The organism is Pseudomonas sp. IT-P294 (assembly GCF_949767865.1).
Taxonomy (GTDB): Bacteria; Pseudomonadota; Gammaproteobacteria; order Pseudomonadales; family Pseudomonadaceae; genus Aquipseudomonas.
The window spans coordinates 140,457-157,603 of record NZ_CATKQW010000005.1; the positions used below are offsets into that span (position 1 = coordinate 140,457).

A 17,147-nucleotide genomic window follows, 5' to 3' on the forward strand; every position below is an offset into this window, starting at 1 on the left:
TGTTGATTCAACGTCCTGCCACTGGCCTTAGACCGAGAGAAGCGCCCATGACTGCCCTGACACTACTCGACTCCCAGCCTGCCCACGAACACGCGATTTCCGTTGCCGGCAGCATGAAACAAACCTACGAACAGTTGTTGCTGAGCGACGATGTCGAGCAACAACGCGCGTTCGCTAAGGCCTTCTTGCAAGTGCAGTTGCAACGCGCTGCGGACATGCCTGAAGAAATACCCCACGAGCTGTCGGCGCTGCAAGACTGGGTCGAGCAACACTGCGCCGACGTCGCTCGCCAATACGCCGACTATCTGCAAACGCGCAAGGACGGCGGTCCTCGGCAGTTCTTCAGCAACAAGGCCCATGCGCTGTTTTTCCTGCAAGCAGTGGCCCCGACCAAACTGGTCGACGGCGCATGGCTTTATGGCTTGTTGCGTCACTGGCGCGACCCGCGTTTCGAAGGGCTGATCTGCACTTATCTGGAAGAACTGGGTGACGGTAATCCGGCGCAGAATCACGTGGTGATCTACCGCAAGCTGCTCGCCGAACATGGCTTGCAAGACACTGGCGTGATCGCTGACGAGCACTACCTGCAAGGCTCGATACAACTGGCGTTGGGCGAATGCGGCGAGGAGTTTTTGCCCGAGGTGATCGGCTACAACCTGGGCTATGAACAGCTGCCGCTGCATTTGCTGATCAGCGCCTACGAACTGAGCGAGTTGGGCATCGATCCGTATTACTTCACGTTGCACGTGACCATCGACAATGCCAGCACCGGCCACGCGCACAAGGCGGTGCAAGCGGTGCTGGAGTTGTTGCCGCTGGAGGGCGATCGTGAAGACTTTCTGCGCCGGGTGGCGCTGGGTTATCGGCTGAACGATCTGGGGCAGGGCAGTCGCGCGATCATCGAGTCGTTCGACCTCGACACCGAGCTGCTCAGCATGCTTGAGCGCAAACGTCCTTTCGGCCAGCACATGCACTCCGACTATTGCCGGTTTGAAGGCCAGACCGTCAACCAATGGTTGGCCTCGCCGGAGCAGTTACCCGGTTTCCTCGACGCCCTGCAAAACAAGGGCTGGATCAAGCGTCACCAGGACCCGCAAGGCAGCCGTTTCTGGCAATTGATCGACGGTGACGGCGCGGCGATGTTCGGGGTGTTCAGCCCCTATGAAAAACAGCTGCTGCATGACTGGATCGCCGGCGACTGGACACCCGAGCGTTCAGGCGCTGCGGTTCGAGCCGGCAAAAGTGCCGTCGCCGAAGCGCCTGTGCCGGTCAACGATCCGGATGTGCAGAGCCTGCAAGACTCGCTGGAGGGGCTTGATGCTGCCGAGCAGATGCAGGCGTTGATTGCGTGGCTGTCGCCTCGTCGACACGCTCATCCTGCAGGACTGATGGCGACGCGGCGGTTCATCGAACTGAAGTCCAGCCTTCGCTAAGGAGTTGCACATGAATCAGGAAGAACAACCGGACACTGCTGATCTTGCGCTGCTGCAGTTGGGCCGGCGTTTGCAGGCGGATGGCTACCGTTTTATCACCCCGACACCGCTGACGCATCAGCGGGTCAATCAGCGTGCTGAAGGGCAAAATGCCCAGAACCTGCGCGACGTGTTCGGCTGGTCGCGCGCCTTCGAACCCGGTCTGCTGTCGGTGGATGAGCAACGGCAATTGCAACAGGCTGGTGTGCTCGAAGAACACGAAGGTCGCTTCAAAAGCCGGGTGCGCTGGTCGAGCCTCGACGATCTGCTGTTTGTGCATTCGGGTTTCCCCACCGACGCGGCTGACGCGGTGTTCTTCGGCCCCGACACCTACCGTTTTGCGCAGTTGATTCATGCCCATCTGCAACAGAATTTCGCGCCGATCCGACGCGCTGTGGACATCGGCTGCGGTGCCGGTGTCGGGGCCATTGTGATTGCCCGCGCACGCCGCGAAGCCGAAGTATTGGCGGTGGACATCAACCCGGCGGCGCTGCGTCTGACGGCGGTCAATGCGGCGCTTGCCGACGTGGCGAATGTCCGCGTCGAGACCAGCGATGTGTTGCAGGACGTCGACGGCCTATTCGACCTGATCGTCGCCAATCCACCCTATATGGCCGACCCTGCCGAACGCGCTTACCGACATGGTGGCGGCGCGTTCGGCGCACAACTGTCGTTGCGCATCGTCGAGCAAGCCTTGAATCGACTGGCGCCCGGTGGTTCCCTGGTGCTGTACACCGGGGTGGCGATGATCGACGGCCGCGATCCGTTTCTGCAAGCCCTGACCCCGTTCCTGGAGTCGCCACGGTTCGCCTGGACCTACCGCGAACTCGATCCCGACGTGTTCGGCGAAGAGCTGTTGACGGCGGGTTATCAACGGGTGGAGCGCATCGCGGTGGTCGCGCTGATCGTCACCCGCAGTGGCCCTGGCCTTGGGGGAAGCGTTGAAGCAGCAGGTGCGCCATGAGCAAGAGCCTGGAAGACTACAACCGCATGCGCGACTTTTCGGCCACCTCGGAACCGGCCGCCGGTCAACGTTCGGGCAAGAAAGCGGGGAAGGATCACGCGTTGCAGTTCTGCATCCAGAAGCACGACGCCTCGCGCCTGCATTACGACTTTCGCCTGGAACTCGATGGCGCGCTGAAAAGTTGGGCGGTGCCCAAGGGCCCGTCGCTGGACCCCAAGGTCAAGCGCCTGGCCGTGCATGTCGAAGACCATCCGATTGACTACGCAACGTTCGAGGGCAGCATTCCGGATGGGCATTACGGCGCCGGTGATGTCATCGTCTGGGACCGTGGCGTGTGGATTCCCCAAGGTGATCCGGCCGAGTCATACGCCAAGGGCAAGCTCAAATTCGAGCTGCAAGGCGAGAAGCTCGGTGGGTTGTGGAACCTGGTGCGTACGCACATGCCGGGCAAGCAGGAACAATGGTTTCTGATCAAGCATCAGGACAACGCGGCAAAACCCGAGAGCGATTACGACGTGGTGGCCGCCGAGCCGGACAGCGTGCTCAGCGATCGGACCCTCATCCCCACGAAGTCAAAAGCGGCGGATAAACCCAAACCGGTCAAGAAGCCCGCGCGCAAGGTCGCGACGAAAGCACCGTCGGCGCAACTCACCGGTGCGCACAAAGCCAAACTGCCCGACCTGCTCAAACCGGAACTGGCAACGCTGGTGGAGAAAGCCCCGGGCGGGCAGTGGAGTTACGAGATCAAGTTCGACGGCTACCGGATCATGGCGCGCATCGACCACGGCGAGGTAAAACTCCTCACCCGCAATGGCCACGACTGGACCCACAAGCTGCCCGCGCAAGCCGAGGCACTGGCCGCGCTGGGCCTTGAATCCGCTTGGCTGGACGGTGAAATGGTGGTCGTCAACGAGCAGGGCGTGCCGGACTTCCAGGCGCTGCAAAATGCATTCGAATCCGGTCGCAGCGGCGCCATCGTTTACTACCTGTTCGACATGCCCTACCTCAACGGCGTCGACCTGTGCGAGGTGCCGGTCGAGGAGCGAAGAGTGGCGCTGGCGACCGTGCTCAATGCCAACAAGGACCCGCTGCTGCGTTTCTCTGAGACGCTTGCCGAGGAACCCGAAGCCTTGCTCAACAGCGCCTGTCAGATGCAAATGGAGGGTCTGATCGGCAAGCGCCTGGGGTCGCCTTATGTGTCCCGGCGTAGCAGCGACTGGATCAAGCTCAAATGCAAACATCGGCAGGAGTTTGTGGTGGTCGGCTATACCGATCCCAAAGGTTCGCGTAATGCCTTCGGCGCCTTGCTGCTGGGCTTGCATGACCGTGACAGCGGTGAGTTGCGCTACGCCGGCAAGGTCGGCACCGGGTTCAACGAGACCACGCTGAAAAGTATCCACGAACAACTCAAACCCTTACAGGTGAAAAAACCATCGGTGGTCAATCCGCCGACCGGATTTGACGCCAAGGGCGTGCACTGGCTCAAACCTGTGCTGCTGGCAGAAATCGCTTTCGCCGAGATGACCAAGGACGGTTCGGTGCGCCATGCGGTGTTCCATGGTTTGCGCGATGACAAACCGGCCGAAAACATCACCGAGGAGCGCGCGAAAGTGGTGAAGACTCAAGCGAAAAAAACGACCGCCGCGGCTGAAAAGAAAACCGCCCAGACCGCGCCGTCGCAGGCCGGACTGGCGGCGGGCAAAGTTCGCATCACGCACCCGGACCGAGTGATCGACGCCAGCAGCGGCACCACCAAAGTGCAACTGGCCGAGTATTACGCCAGCGTCGCGCAGTGGATTCTGCCCGAACTCAAGGACCGCCCGGTGGCCTTGGTCCGGGCTCCGGACGGCATCACCGGCGACCTGTTCTTCCAGAAGAACGCCGAGCGCCTGGCCATTCCCGGGATCACCACGCTGGACAAGGAACTCACCGGCCAACCGGTGATGATCATCAATAACGCCGAAGCCCTGATCGGTGCCGTGCAGATGAGCACCGTCGAGTTGCACACCTGGAACGCCACCACGGACAACCTCGATAAACCGGATCGCTTCGTTCTCGACCTTGACCCGGACCCGGCGCTGCCCTGGAAAAGCATGGTCGAGGCGACTCAACTGACCCTGTCGGTCCTCGATGAACTGGGGCTCAAGGCCTTTCTTAAAACCAGTGGCGGCAAAGGCATTCACTTGGTGGTGCCGCTGACCCGCAAGCTGGGTTGGGACGAGGTGAAGGACTTCAGCCACGCCATCGTCAGTCACATGGCCAAGCTGTTGCCGGAGCGTTTTTCCGCCGTGTCGGGACCGAAGAACCGGGTCGGGCGGATCTTCATCGATTACCTGCGTAACGGGCTCGGCGCGACCACCATTTGCGCTTACGCAGTGCGCACCCGCGAAGGGATGCCGGTATCGATGCCGATCTTTCGTGACGAGGTGGGCGAGCTCAAGGGCGGCAATCATTGGAACATCCACAACGCCCACGAACGCCTGGCGGACGTCGGTGATGAGCCGTGGGCCGATCTGAAGAAAACCCGGCAATCCATCACCGCCGACATGCGTCGCAGAGTCGGAATGAAAAAATAAACCGGGGAGCTGCGTAGGAGCTATGTAGGAGCTATGTAGGAACGCCTACACAGCTCCTGCACAGGATTGTGTTACTTGATGAACGCCTGCAAATCGGTGCCCAGTTTGTCGATGGCTGCCTTGAAGTCCTTGGCGGTAATCTTCTGGCTGGCGTTTTCCAGGGTGCTGCCGAAGACTTTGCGCACGACCTTGGCCACGGTCTGATTGGTTTTGGCGTCGATGAACTCGGCTTCGATAAACAGTGTGGTGTCCTGATCGCGATGACCACTGGCAGCAGAAACACCGCCCACCACAGCGGCGACCGGAACCACTTCATACCACTTCATGCCTTCATTCTCGGCGGTAACCCCGGTAATCGCCGCACGCATGATCAGGGTTTTCGAGCCTGGTTGTGGGCTGGTGACTACGCGGTATTTCTGACCGAGGATGGTTTTGGCTTTGGTGGTCATGTAGTTCTGGATGTCATCCAGGGTTTGCCGATTGACCCGTTCGTTTGGCTTTGGCGCCGGGTACAACTCCAGTCTGTTGAAAGCCACGGTGTCGTAGGCATTGGGGTTCCATGAAGGGCTCACCCAACGCATCGCGGTCTCACCGCTGGTGGTGGTGACTTCCTTCAGGTTGTTGTAGCTGGACAGGAAGCCTGAGTACTGGTCTTTTTCGGTGACTTTCGAGGTACACCCGCCAAGTAGCAGGCTGGCCAATGCAGCGCCAATGAACAATTTACGGGACAGGTTCATAGTGGTGTGTGCTCCATGGTTTGCATCGCGTTTACTCATTTCTGAGCATAGGTGGGTCTTGAGAATAGTCATCACCAAAAAAGGCGGCCGCCTTGATCATTCGCAACATAGTGCTTTTTATTTGGCCATTTCCGCTCGCGCCGCTGCGATCTTGGCTTTGACTGAATCCAGGTTGAAACTCGCGCCTTTTTGCATCGGCGGGAACTCAATCGCGGTTTCAGCCAGCTTGGCCACCTGTTGCTGGACGAACACAAAACGCCAGAACTGAAACTTGAACCAATCGAAATACTGCTGTGAACCTTGGGCGGCCTGGTTTTCCGGCCAACCCATGCGCTCGAACGGGTCAAGACGAAGGTTGGTCAGGATCGGCACATCGACCGCCAGTTTGGCGCCCATCCAGCCGCCGGGTTGATCGATGAAACGGTACTTGTAGTCATCGATGCGGACCGCACCCAGCGCACTTTCACCAAAGTAGAAGATTTCATGCCGGTTCGACGGGCCTTTGCCGGTGATCATCGGTGTCTGGTCATAGCCGTCCAGGTGCACCTTGTAGGTCCTGTCGCCCAGTTGTTTGCCCTTGAGCAGTTCGTCCGTGATGTTTGGATTGCCCGCTGCCGCGACCAGGGTCGGGAACCAGTCCATGCCCGACATGATGCCGTTGGCCACGGTGTTTGCCGGTACTTTGCCCGGCCAACGCACGATTGCCGGCACGCGGAAGCCACCTTCCATCACCGTGCCTTTGCCCATGGCAAATGGCGTGGTGCCGCCGTCCGGCCAAGTGAAGTTTTCCGCGCCGTTGTCGGTGGTGAAAATCACGATGGTGTTGTCGTCCATGCCGTCTTTTTTCAGCTTGGCCATGACGTCGCCGACGATGTCGTCGAGTTGCGCCATGCCGGCTTCCTGCTCCGACCAGCCATTTTGGGCATTACGCATCGCTTCATATTTGTCAGCCAGGTGCGTGACGATGTGCATGCGGGTCGGGTTGAGCCAGAGGAAGAACGGTTTGTTGTCGGTCTTGGCCTTGTCGATGAAGGTGAAAGCCTTGTCGCGAATTTCTTCGTCGACGGTTTTCATCCGGTCCGGATACAGCGTGCCGGCGTCTTCGATCTTCTGTTTGCCGACCTTGCCCCAGCGTGGCATCACCGTCGTGTCATCGGTGGTGGTGGCCCAGCTGTGAACCATGTTGCGCGGTCCGACGGTGGCCAGAAGCTCTTGCGGATAGTTGGGGTGCGCCGGGTCTTCCATGGCGTCGAGGTGATAGAGGTAGCCGAAGAACTCGTCAAAGCCATGCACGGTCGGCAGAAACTCGTTCAAGTCGCCCAAGTGGTTCTTGCCAAACTGACCCGTGGAGTAACCCATGGATTTGAGGGTGGTGGCGATGGTGACTGCTTCGGCGGGAATACCGATAGGAGAGCCGGCCTGGCCGACCGTGGTCATGCCCGTGCGGATCGGCAGTTCACCGGTAATGAAGTTGGCGCGTCCGGCGGTGCAACTGGCCTCGGCGTAATAGTCGGTGAAGCGCATACCTTCGGCGGCCAATTGGTCGAGGTTAGGGGTACGGCCGGCCATCATGCCCTGGTTGTAGACGCCGATATTGGACCAGCCAATGTCGTCGCCCATGATCACTACAATGTTTGGCGCTTTATCGGCCGCGTGCGTGGCGAACGGCAGAGCCATTGCAGACAAAAGAAGTGATGCCGTGAATAGTCGGGAGAGCTTTGTCCGGTTCATGTCGAGATCCTGTGCTTGCGTTTGCACTCTGGGACGAACCCCCCGATCGTCTTGAAATATTGGATCCCCCGCGATCAGCGTAGATTTGAATGGACGAATTGCAAAAAAATACCCGTCATTTTCGCCACTTGTTTCATCAGGGTTACAGCCTGCGAATGAGGTGATAGGCAGGACGTTGTCGTCCAGTGGGTGGGATGATTGGCGGGAAGAACATCAGAGGCGGCGAGTAGTACTCGCCACCCCGTGACGATTATTTGCCGACAACGGCCGCCAACAGCGGCGCCATCTGCGCATCGGTCAGCGCCGCGTGAACTTCCATCTTCATGAGGTCATTCCACTCCAGTACCCATTTCTGAACCTGTACCAGATCACTGGCCTCGGCGATGCCAAATCCGCTCGAGCCACCGACCGCGTGCCAGCGTCCATGCATCTTGACGCCCTCAGGTGGAGCGCCTCCGGTCTTGAGGAAACGCTGGATTGCCGTGTTGCGATTTTCCGGGCTGATGGACCAACTGACGATGAATAACATTTGCCACCTCCTGCTACGGATTGGCACCTGTTGGAGTACGCCACCTGGCTGGCGCCGGGACCACGATGGCGCGCCTGTTTGCAGCTTTATGTCCCTTGTAGGCATAGCAGCGCGCAGCGGTGCATGTACGACCGCTGATCCTCTTTAATGGCATTTTCGAGGATTGAGCAACGCCGTGGCCGGCGCCTGTTTCACCAGCGAAACATCGGCAGTGGCTTGAGTGGGGAGCGAAGAAATTGTCGCGCGGTTTGCCTGAGCAACATCCCGTGAAAGCCATGATTGGGGAACGTCGACTTCACCGTTTTGATCCAGGCCCGTGGCAGCCCGAACGTCAGCAGGCCCAGCGACACATCAATCACATCGGCACGCCGGAAAGGCTCGACGCTGAGAGCATGCTCGGCGGCGTAGGGGCGTATTTTGTGGTGTTCGAGAATCAGTGCCGCCACTTCGCTGTTCAAGTGCGACAGGTGCTGCTTGTCGAGATAGTCAGTGGCCAGGCGAACCGACGGTTCCAGGTAATCGATGGTTTGATCGGTCCAGATCCCCAGATCGTGAAACGCCCCCGCAATCTGCACGGCCTCTGACGGCAGGCCTTCGATGCCGCAGATTGCGCGATAGAAGTTGAGCACGCGGTAGATGTGATTGCGATAGCCCGGCAGGTCAGCACCGATTGCCAGCGCGTATGAGGTGAGTATTTCGTCGGTGACGGGGAATTCGAGAATGAGATTCATGGGGGCAGGCCTCACGCATCGCGCAACAGGTCGTTGGCGTTGAGGATCTCGAACGCAATCTCCGGACGCTTTTCCAGGCTGCGGCGGATGGCGGCCGGGATCGACTGGCGGGTCTTGCGGCACAGTCCTGGCAATTCGCCGAGGGTGATGCCGATGCCGCGCATGGTGCGGACTTCGTTGAAGCTGGGGACGATGTCCACGCGAATCCCCAATTGTTCGTACATGCGATGTTGCAAGCGTTCGAGGTCGGCGAGGCTTTGCAGGTTTTCCAGCCGTTCAAGCAGGCGCTTTTCTTCCTGGCGCGTCAGAAACAGGATGCGCACGTCCGCGCCCGGTGTTTCCAGCAACGGGTCACGCCCGCAGATGCAGGCGCCGGGCGGGCAGGGGGAGCGGATCGGAACAGAGGTCGTCATGGGCCCTAATCATAGAGCCCACCCAACCCGTTTGCCCATAGGTCAATCGTCAGTCGGAAATATCGGTCAGCGGGATTGATCGTTCCCACGCTCTGCGTGGGAATGCATCCCGTGACGCTCCGCGTCGCCCTTGCGCACGACTTGAGCCTGGTGTCGACAGCGGAACGCAGAGCGTCCCTGGCGGCATTCCCACGCGGAGCATGGGAACGATCAACGGCAAGATCAACGGCATCGCGAGCAGGCTCACTCCCACCTAAAGCAGACTGGCTGCAGATCGTTAGCAGACCGTCTGCAGATCGTTCCCACGCTCTGCGTGGGAATGCATCCCGTGACGCTCCGCGTCACCCTTGCGCAAGACTTGGGCCTGGTGTCGACAGCAGAACGCAGAGCGTCCCTGGCGGCATTCCCACGCGGAGCGTGGGAACGATCAAACGCTTTCTTAAGTGAACCGGGATTTGTTTGTTCAGATACGGAAGGCTTGTCGACCTACCAGCAACCAATGGCCGTTCTTCTTCTGCCAGATCTGAAAGTTTTCGATTTCGGTCGGGACCAGCTCGGTGCCCTTGATCGCTTGGGCCGAGAAGTGGTGGCGTACCAACGCGACGTCACCCGAGACGGTGATGGTCTGGTTTTGCATTTCGAGGGTTTTGAAGGCGCTTTTGCCGGTTTCGATGTCGTCGATGAAGGCCTGCTTGTCCTGGACCTTGCCGCTGGAATGGCCGTAGGTCAGGTTTTCGGCGGTCAGCGCTTTCAGTTGGGGGATGTTCTTGTGCAGCATGGCTTGGGTCAGATGGTCCACGGCGTCGGCAACGTCCTTCTCTCCCGTTGCAGGCGCTGCGGCCACATAGCCGCTGAAGAGGCAGAGAAAACCGATCAGCACTTTGACTTTGGTCATGGGTGTTTCCTTGTTGTTATTGGATGGGTGACTCGTCGGTCATCGTACAACCTTGCGGAATTTTATTGAAGTAGTGGCAAAACGACTTGGCACGACGTTCATGGGGGATGAACGGCGTGCCAAGTCGAAAGGGCATTTTCATTTGGGGTTCAGGCCAGCATCGACAGCAAGCCTCCTTGCCGGTCCAGTTTGGCCAGGTCGTCGAAACCACCGACATGGGTGTCGCCGATGAAAATCTGCGGCACGCTACGTCGACCGCTGCGCTCGAGCATTTCCTTGAATTTGCTTGGGTCCGATTGAACGTTGATTTCCTCGGTGGCGATGCCTTTGTTCGCCAGCAGCGCCTTGGCATTGCGGCAATAGGGGCAAGTGTCAGTGGTGTAAAGCGTCACAGTGGTCATGGTGTGCACTCCTCAAGTTATAAGTGGCAATCAGGCGTCGATAGCCGGGAAATCGATGTCGGTCAGGGCCAGGTTGTTCAAGTAGTTGGTCAGGGTTTGCGAGGCGACGTGGGCGACCACCTCGATGATCTTGGCGTCGTCGATACCGGCGGCGCGCGCCGCTTCAATCTGCTCGTTGCTCAAGTGGCCACGGCTTTCGGTGATTTGTCGGGCCAGCGCGGCAAAGGCATTGAGTTGACCCTGTCGGGCGCTGAGGATGTCCTGCGCGGACAACCCGGCCTTGCCGGCGAACAGCGTGTGCGCCGCCAGGCAGTAGTCGCAGCCGTTGACCTGCGAGGTGGCGAGAAACACCGCTTCCTTTTCAGTCGCACTCAGGGACGTCTTGCCCAGCGCCACGGACTGTTGCAGATAGGCCGACAGCACGGCGGGTGCGAGGGCCAGTGTCTTGAAGACATTGGGTAAAAAGCCGATTTTCTTCTGCACACCCTCCAGCAGCGGGCGAGTGGCTTCAGTGGCGTTTTCAAGGTTCAGGGCAGTGATGCGGCTCATGGTGAGACTCCGTAGATTCAAGCGCGGTGTGCGCTGGGTACGGGGTCCATGTTAGGAGGCGAGGCTGGCCTTTAGGGTGCAAATCGTCGAGGATATGCGACAGATCGTCCAAATAAGTCGCCGGGAGTTGTTCCATGGATCGCTTATCCACTTTGCTTACGCATTTCGGTGTCAGTGCCGGCACCTTCCACAGCGGGCATTTTTGCGGGGCTGCGGCGTTTGACGGCGAACAGGCCACCGGCCACCTGCATCTGCTTCAAGCGGGGGAACTGACGCTGAGACTGGCCGATGACCGCGAGGTTTGGCTTGAGCAGCCGACCTTGATTTTTTTCCCGCGCCCATACCGCCATCGCTTGTTTGCCCATGAAGCTTCGGGTACGCAACTGGTGTGCGCTTCGCTGGCCTTCGACGGCGGGTCGGGCAATGCCCTGGCGGCGGCGCTGCCGGATTACCTGGTGCTGGGCCTCGACAGCGTGCCGATGCTGGCCGGGACGCTGGACTGGCTGTTCAACGAAGCCTTTGGTGGCACCTGTGGTCGCGAAGCGATGATGGACCGGTTGTTCGAACTGCTGGTGATTCAGCTGCTGCGGCACATTCTGAGCAACCGCGAGCAAAGCCCCGGGATGATGGCCGGCCTCGCCGATCCACGCCTGGCGCGCCCCATGAGCTTGATGCACGACGCGCCGGCCAAGGCCTGGACCGTGGCCGAATTGTCAGCGGCGGCGAACATGTCCCGGGCCAGTTTTGCCGAACACTTTCGTCTGGTGGTGGGGCAGACGCCGGTCGATTATCTGGTGAGCTGGCGCATCAGCCTGGCGCAGAAACGCTTGCGTGAAGGCAAGTCCATCGCGCTGATCGCCGATGAAGTCGGCTATGAAAGCCCTTCGGCGTTGGCCCGGGCCTTTCGGCGTAAAACCGGTGTCAGTCCGCGCGAATGGGTGCAGGAAGGCAAACGTGCGCGGTGACCCTTGCGCCTCAAGGCGCTCAATCCACCGGGCTGTTGGGCGGTCGTGAGATAGACTCATCAACGGGCATCGAACCGTGGGAGTGGCACCTGTGGCGCAATTCAAATGGACTCGCTGATCACCGCAGCAGCGCACGCACTCGCAGCGGGTGATCCGCTTGGCGCATTGAACCGCATAGCGTTGCGCGACGACGCGCCGGCGCTGGCGCTGCGTGGTATCGCCATGGCGCAGCTTGGCGAGTTTGTTCGGGCAAAGGAGCTGGTCCGGCGTGCCGCCCGCGCCTTCGGTCCGAAAGAGCCGATGGCCCGCGCGCGGTGTGTGGTGGCCGAGGCCGAAATCGCCCTGGCTTCACGGGACCTGGGCTGGCCGGTGAAAGCGCTCGAAGCGGCGCGAGTGACGCTGCAAGCCCATGGCGATTGGGTCAACGCCGCCCACGCGCGCTATCTGCAGATTCGCCGCTTGTTGTTGATCGGCCAATTGGAGGAAGTCGAAGCGTTGCTCGCCGAGCTTGAACCGGCGCCATTACCGCCCGAATTGCGCGCCGCCCATGAGCTGGTGGTGGCAGGGATCGCGATGCGTCGGCTCGAGACGACGAAGGCCCGATCTGCGCTCGAAAGGGCCGAACGCGCCGCGCTCCTCGCTGGCATTCCTGCACTGACCGCCGAGGTCGAAAATGCTGCCCATCTGTTGAACAGCCCGGTGGCGCGACTGATTGCCCAAGGTCAGGAACGCCCCTTGTTGCTGGACGACGTTGAAGCACTCCTCGGGTCAACGTCACTGGTGGTCGATGCGTGTCGTTACGTTGTGCGAGGCGCCGGGATGTCGGTGTCCCTCGCCACGCGCCCGGTGTTGTTCACCCTCGCACGGGCGTTGGCCCAAGCCTGGCCCGGCGAAGTGGCGAGGGAAACACTCATCACCCAGGCCTTTCGCTTGAAACTCTCGGACGAGTCGCATCGCGCACGGTTACGTGTGGAAATCGGCCGGCTGCGCGCGGCGCTCAAACCGCTGGCCGGTGTCACGGCGACGAAGCGCGGGTTCGTGCTGCAACCACAGGTTGCCGACGACGTTGCGGTGCTGGTCAGACCGGTCGAAGAGCCGCAAGCGGCACTGCTCGCCTTTCTCGCCGACGGCGAATCGTGGTCCAGTTCGGCACTCGCGCTGGCGCTGAACACCAGTCAGCGCACCGTGCAGCGCGCCCTCGATGCGCTGGCGGCCTCTGGCAAGGTGCAATCGTTCGGTCGCGGGCGAACCCGGCGCTGGTTGACGCCGCCGATGCCGGGTTTCGCGACGACTTTGTTACTCACCCCTTGGGCGCCGGGTGATTAGGATTCACCTCACCACCCCTGTGACGAGGAAGTAGACATGAAACGCTCATCAGCTGAAATCATCCGCGAATACGGCCCGTTTCCAGGCGTCGACCACGTGCATGGCGTGTCTTATGACGGCCAAAACGTCTGGTTTGCCTCTGGAGAAAAACTCAACGCATTCGACCCGGCAAGCGGGCAGGCGCTGCGCTCGATCGATGTCGCCGCCCATGCCGGCACGGCGTTCGACGGCCAGCACCTGTATCAGATCGCCGAGGATCGCATCCACAAGATCGACCCCCAGACCGGCCGCGTGCTTGCAACGATTCCCGCGCCGGGCGGCGGAGGCGACTCGGGCCTGACGTGGGCAGAAGGGACGCTTTGGGTCGGCGAATATCGCGACCGCAAGATTCATCAAATCGACCCCGCCACCGGCAAAGTGCTGCGCACCCTCGAATCCAACCGCTTTGTCACTGGTGTGACGTGGGTCGAAGGCACGCTGTGGCACGGCACATGGGAAGAGGAGGAAAGTGAATTGCGGCGTATCGATCCGAAAACCGGCGAGGTGCTGGAAAGCGTGATGATGCCGCCAGGCGTCGGCGTGTCGGGACTGGAGTCCGATGGCGCGCAGCGGTTTTTCTGTGGCGGCGGCAAGAGCGGCAAGGTGAGGGCCGTGCGCCGGCCCGTCGCCTCTTAGAAGGTGAACTGACGCGAAGACCGAGGCGCGTTCCGGGCCAGTTCGATCTCCAGCAAGTGATCAGCCAGCACGTCGCTCAGAAACCGGAACTGATCGTTCAGCCCGACCACTTCGTTGTTGAAGTGGTTGGCGGCTGCCGGTATCAGCAGCGCCTCGAAGCCCTCGTCGAACACCAGTGACAGCGTTTTGCGAGAGACGGATGTTTGCGAATAGTAGTTGTTGCCGAACACCGGGAAACTCACGGCGAGATTGACGGAGTGGATCATGAGGTGCGCTCCTCGGCCAGGACAAAGTATGAAAAAGCAGTCAGCGTAACGGCCGTCAGGGCCAGGCAGGTCAGCAGATGGATCAACATGGTTTTCCCCTCCGATGTGGGGTTTCGCCTTTGGATGGGTTGATCGTGCGCCAAGCGGTTTTTTAGCGGAAGGCAATCATCGCGATGGTGAATATCGATGAAGATGATGGTGTTCTGGAGGGCCGAATCGCGAGCAGGCTCGCTCCCACAGGGGATCAGCGTCGTTCGCAAAACTGTGTTTCACCGCAGAACACTGTGGGAGCGAGCCCGCTCGCGATGAGTCCCCCGAGGACAACAATCAATCCAAAGCGAACAAACCCCCGCACCTATACTCAAAATAAATAGGCATTTGAGCGCCGGACATACCGTTCGGTGATCACTTTAGGAAACCGCGATCTTGAACCTGCGTTCGCTGATCGTCGCCGTGATGGTGGTGTTGGCGGGATGCGCCACGTCTACGCGTGCCCCGGTGGTGGAGCCGGTTGTGGTGGTGTCCGAGAGCACCTGGCGCCAGGTGGATCGCGAAATTGTCGCTGCCTCCCAGTCCGCCACCGAACAGACCAAAATCTACTCGCGCGGCGCCATGGAATACTGGCGAACCCGGGTGTACGAACTGACCGAAGAAAACTTCATCCCTTGGTTCAGCAGCTATTGGACCCAGGAATGGCTGTCGTTGAAGGTCAGCTGGTACACCCTCAGCGCCAAGGGTGAGCAAGATGCCTCGGCCAAACGCCTGGCGGACTACCTGCTTGAGCAATATCAGGAACGCGTGTTGGCACCGGTCGCCGTGGAGATCGATCCCGACGCGATTCTTGCCCAGGCCACGGCGTTCTACGTCGACATCCTTCAGGAAGAGCTGCAGAAAACTTCCAAGCGCCACGGCGTGCCGATGGACCAGCTCAACGCCCGAATCCAGAAAATCCCCGCCATCGCCCTGGGACCACCGCCGGCCCGGAATGCTTCGCTGTACCAGGTGGTGCATACACAACCGCTGAACACCTTGCCGGCCTACGCGGCGCTCATCGACAAGATCCACAAGGCAGGCGGGAGCAAAGGTGTCGGGTCGACCGACACCGCGATGGCACCCGTGGCCAAGCGCGCCAGCCAGCGGATGGAAGCCGAAATGGCCCCGCGCGGCGCTGCCAGTGCAGTGGCGGCGGCGGCCGGTAAACTGGCGGGAGGATTGATTACCGTGGGGGTGGCGGGGATACGCGCGATGCTTCAGGCCAACGACCGGCCGGACAGCGAGGCGCTGATTCGCAGCAGCCTGGGCAACACGTTCGATAAGGCCTGGTTGAAGATGGTGCAGAACCCGACGACCGGCGTGATGGCCGGCACGTTGTACATGGCGGGGCAGATTGAGGGCAGTCTGGCAGGCAGTGCCGATGTACCGTCGGTCAGCTCGGGCCCTGGGGCTGTCGAATGGAGTGCGCCGGAATCGACTAACCAGCAGATCGAACCTCAACCCCCCGCAGGAGAATAACCATGTCTTACGTCGATGGTTTTGTCGCGGCCGTACCGACCGCCAACCGCGAAAAATTCAAGAAACATGCCGAAACCGCCGCCGCGATTTTCAAGGAAAGCGGTGCGCTCAGCGTCACCGAGTGCTGGGGCGATGACGTGCCCGATGGCAAGGTGACCTCGTTCCCCATGGCGGTGAAACTCAAGGAGGACGAAACCGTGGTGTTTTCCTGGATCGTCTGGCCCGACAAGGCCACCCGCAATGCCGGCATGGACAAACTCATGAACGATCCGCGCATGCAGCCCGACACCAATCCGATGCCGTTCGATGGTCAGCGGTTGATCTTTGGTGGTTTCGAAATAATCGTTAAAGCCTGATGGTCACGGCAGGGTCATTCCGGCGTCGGGGTGATCCTGCAACTCTTGCGATTGCGGATTTCATTGTCCGTCGGTCGCTCCCTGACGAATTCGAAACGCGGCTCGCCTTCGCTGTAATGCACCAGCCAGCCCCATTCCAGCTCGGCTTCATCCTGGCCGGGTTTCGGCGGTACGGCCCACCATGGCTCTTTGCTGATGATCTGTCGCATGGCCCCCTCCAACGATTCGGTTGCTTGAACTATAACTTGCCTGTCAGGAGGTGCCAGGTATGAGCGACGAATCCCATGAACCGCTGAAACGGCTGTTTTTCGCCTTGGATTGTGCGCCGGCCCAGCGCAAGTCCATCGCCCAGTGGCGCAGCGCGCTGCAGCTTCGCAACGGTCGCCCGGTGCCAGCGGAAAACTTCCACCTGACGTTGATGTTCTTGGGCGCTGTCGAGGTGGCGCACATTGCCGAGATCTGCGCGGCGGCTTCAAAGGTTCGTGTGCCCGGCGTGCCCTTGAAGGTGGCGCTGGATCGGCTGGATGTCTGGCGCAGGGCCGGGGTGTTGGTGCTGGCGCCAGAGCAGGCATCACCGGAGTTGCTGCGACTGGTTTACGGCCTTGAACAGGCGATGTTGCCGTTTGGCTTCGAGGATTCGCCCAAGGAGTTTCGACCGCACCTGACGTTGATGCGTGACTATCGGGTGCCGGTGCCTGAATCCGCGACGCCGCCCGAGTTTTTTCTGCGGGCCGATTGTTTCACGCTGTTTGAATCCCATAAGGGCCGGTATCGGGCACTGGCGCAATGGCCGCTCGCGCCCCCATAAAAAAAGGCGCCCGAGGAGGGCGCCCAAATTCACCTGAACCGAGAGGAAGCCAGGTGAGACCGTTCTTGACAGGAGTGCAGCGGTGGTAAGGCGCTGCGTGAACGGAAAACGTTGCCACTGACCACTGACCACTGACCGCTTGATCGTTCCCACGCTCTGCGTGGGAATGCCTCCACGGACGCTCCGCGTTCGGCTTTGGAAGGGACGCGGAGCGTCCTGGGCTGCATTCCCACGCGGAGCG

The 17,147-nt window shown here is 60.4% G+C and carries 19 protein-coding genes; 9 read left to right on the plus strand and 10 right to left on the minus strand.

Annotated features, from left to right (window positions below; translation table 11 throughout):
* The first annotated feature begins 47 nt into the window (after positions 1 to 47).
* From ACM6I0_RS04765 to ligD, 3 genes are read left to right on the plus strand one after another with little or no spacing between them, the layout of a single operon-like run.
* A complete protein-coding gene (locus tag ACM6I0_RS04765) occupies positions 48 to 1,433 on the plus strand; it encodes an iron-containing redox enzyme family protein (protein WP_414921604.1) in 1,386 nt (461 codons plus the stop codon).
* A 10-nt stretch (positions 1,434 to 1,443) separates the two neighbouring features.
* A complete protein-coding gene (locus tag ACM6I0_RS04770) occupies positions 1,444 to 2,436 on the plus strand; it encodes a methyltransferase (protein WP_414921605.1) in 993 nt (330 codons plus the stop codon).
* Positions 2,433 to 5,012: a DNA ligase D gene (gene ligD / locus ACM6I0_RS04775; protein ID WP_414921606.1), complete on the plus strand. Its 2,580-nt coding sequence runs from the start codon at positions 2,433 to 2,435 to the stop codon at positions 5,010 to 5,012. The genes ACM6I0_RS04770 and ligD overlap by 4 nt, the downstream gene beginning before the upstream one ends.
* Positions 5,013 to 5,083: 71 nt before the next feature.
* On the opposite strand, the gene ACM6I0_RS04780 is transcribed toward ligD, so the two are convergent.
* The 8 genes from ACM6I0_RS04780 to ACM6I0_RS04815 all read right to left on the minus strand — a co-directional run bounded on the left by ACM6I0_RS04780 (position 5,084) and on the right by ACM6I0_RS04815 (position 10,998).
* Entirely contained in the window at positions 5,084 to 5,749 is a 666-nt protein-coding gene (locus ACM6I0_RS04780; protein WP_285436761.1) for a DUF3313 domain-containing protein, read from the minus strand.
* Positions 5,750 to 5,866: 117 nt separating this feature from the next.
* Positions 5,867 to 7,480 carry an arylsulfatase gene (locus tag ACM6I0_RS04785; protein WP_414921607.1) on the minus strand — a complete coding sequence of 538 codons (1,614 nt, stop codon included), beginning with the start codon at positions 7,478 to 7,480 and terminating at the stop codon, positions 5,867 to 5,869.
* A gap of 250 nt (positions 7,481 to 7,730) precedes the next feature.
* Positions 7,731 to 8,009, minus strand: a complete 279-nt coding sequence (locus ACM6I0_RS04790; protein WP_285436765.1) for a DUF3303 domain-containing protein — start codon at positions 8,007 to 8,009, stop codon at positions 7,731 to 7,733.
* A gap of 191 nt (positions 8,010 to 8,200) precedes the next feature.
* On the minus strand, positions 8,201 to 8,740 hold the full coding sequence (locus tag ACM6I0_RS04795; RefSeq protein ID WP_414921608.1) for an HD domain-containing protein: 540 nt from the start codon (positions 8,738 to 8,740) through the stop codon (positions 8,201 to 8,203).
* Between the two features lie 11 nt (positions 8,741 to 8,751).
* Entirely contained in the window at positions 8,752 to 9,153 is a 402-nt protein-coding gene (locus tag ACM6I0_RS04800; protein ID WP_414921609.1) for a hypothetical protein, read from the minus strand.
* A gap of 463 nt (positions 9,154 to 9,616) precedes the next feature.
* Positions 9,617 to 10,048: a nuclear transport factor 2 family protein gene (locus tag ACM6I0_RS04805; protein WP_285436350.1), complete on the minus strand. Its 432-nt coding sequence runs from the start codon at positions 10,046 to 10,048 to the stop codon at positions 9,617 to 9,619.
* 149 nt (positions 10,049 to 10,197) lie between these two features.
* A complete protein-coding gene (gene grxC / locus ACM6I0_RS04810; RefSeq protein ID WP_414921610.1) occupies positions 10,198 to 10,449 on the minus strand; it encodes a glutaredoxin 3 in 252 nt (83 codons plus the stop codon).
* 30 nt (positions 10,450 to 10,479) lie between these two features.
* On the minus strand, positions 10,480 to 10,998 hold the full coding sequence (locus tag ACM6I0_RS04815) for a carboxymuconolactone decarboxylase family protein (protein ID WP_414921611.1): 519 nt from the start codon (positions 10,996 to 10,998) through the stop codon (positions 10,480 to 10,482).
* Positions 10,999 to 11,132: 134 nt separating this feature from the next.
* Here ACM6I0_RS04815 and ACM6I0_RS04820 point away from each other — a divergent pair, with 134 nt between their 5' ends.
* The 3 genes from ACM6I0_RS04820 to ACM6I0_RS04830 all read left to right on the plus strand — a co-directional run bounded on the left by ACM6I0_RS04820 (position 11,133) and on the right by ACM6I0_RS04830 (position 13,964).
* Entirely contained in the window at positions 11,133 to 11,963 is an 831-nt protein-coding gene (locus ACM6I0_RS04820) for a cupin domain-containing protein (RefSeq protein WP_414921612.1), read from the plus strand.
* A gap of 105 nt (positions 11,964 to 12,068) precedes the next feature.
* The gene (locus ACM6I0_RS04825; RefSeq protein WP_414921613.1) at positions 12,069 to 13,289 is read left to right on the plus strand and encodes a helix-turn-helix domain-containing protein; all 1,221 of its coding nucleotides are present in this window, start codon (positions 12,069 to 12,071) and stop codon (positions 13,287 to 13,289) included.
* A 36-nt stretch (positions 13,290 to 13,325) separates the two neighbouring features.
* Positions 13,326 to 13,964, plus strand: coding sequence for a PQQ-binding-like beta-propeller repeat protein (locus tag ACM6I0_RS04830; RefSeq protein ID WP_414921614.1), 639 nt, complete (start codon positions 13,326 to 13,328; stop codon positions 13,962 to 13,964).
* Here the strand turns inward: ACM6I0_RS04830 and ACM6I0_RS04835 are convergent.
* Positions 13,961 to 14,230 (minus strand): hypothetical protein, encoded by a 270-nt coding sequence (locus ACM6I0_RS04835; protein ID WP_222586054.1) that lies wholly within the window; start codon positions 14,228 to 14,230, stop codon positions 13,961 to 13,963. The genes ACM6I0_RS04830 and ACM6I0_RS04835 overlap by 4 nt on opposite strands.
* A gap of 426 nt (positions 14,231 to 14,656) precedes the next feature.
* Here ACM6I0_RS04835 and ACM6I0_RS04840 point away from each other — a divergent pair, with 426 nt between their 5' ends.
* Together ACM6I0_RS04840 and ACM6I0_RS04845 are read left to right on the plus strand one after the other, a co-directional pair.
* Entirely contained in the window at positions 14,657 to 15,742 is a 1,086-nt protein-coding gene (locus tag ACM6I0_RS04840; protein ID WP_285436344.1) for a hypothetical protein, read from the plus strand.
* Positions 15,743 to 15,744: 2 nt separating this feature from the next.
* Complete coding sequence (locus ACM6I0_RS04845; protein ID WP_208667833.1) at positions 15,745 to 16,098, plus strand: DUF1428 domain-containing protein; 354 nt, start codon at positions 15,745 to 15,747, stop codon at positions 16,096 to 16,098.
* A 14-nt stretch (positions 16,099 to 16,112) separates the two neighbouring features.
* On the opposite strand, the gene ACM6I0_RS04850 is transcribed toward ACM6I0_RS04845, so the two are convergent.
* Entirely contained in the window at positions 16,113 to 16,307 is a 195-nt protein-coding gene (locus ACM6I0_RS04850) for a hypothetical protein (RefSeq protein ID WP_222586056.1), read from the minus strand.
* Between the two features lie 59 nt (positions 16,308 to 16,366).
* Between ACM6I0_RS04850 and thpR the strand changes: the two genes are divergently transcribed.
* On the plus strand, positions 16,367 to 16,906 hold the full coding sequence (gene thpR, locus ACM6I0_RS04855) for an RNA 2',3'-cyclic phosphodiesterase (RefSeq protein WP_285436343.1): 540 nt from the start codon (positions 16,367 to 16,369) through the stop codon (positions 16,904 to 16,906).
* The last annotated feature ends 241 nt before the right edge of the window (positions 16,907 to 17,147 follow it).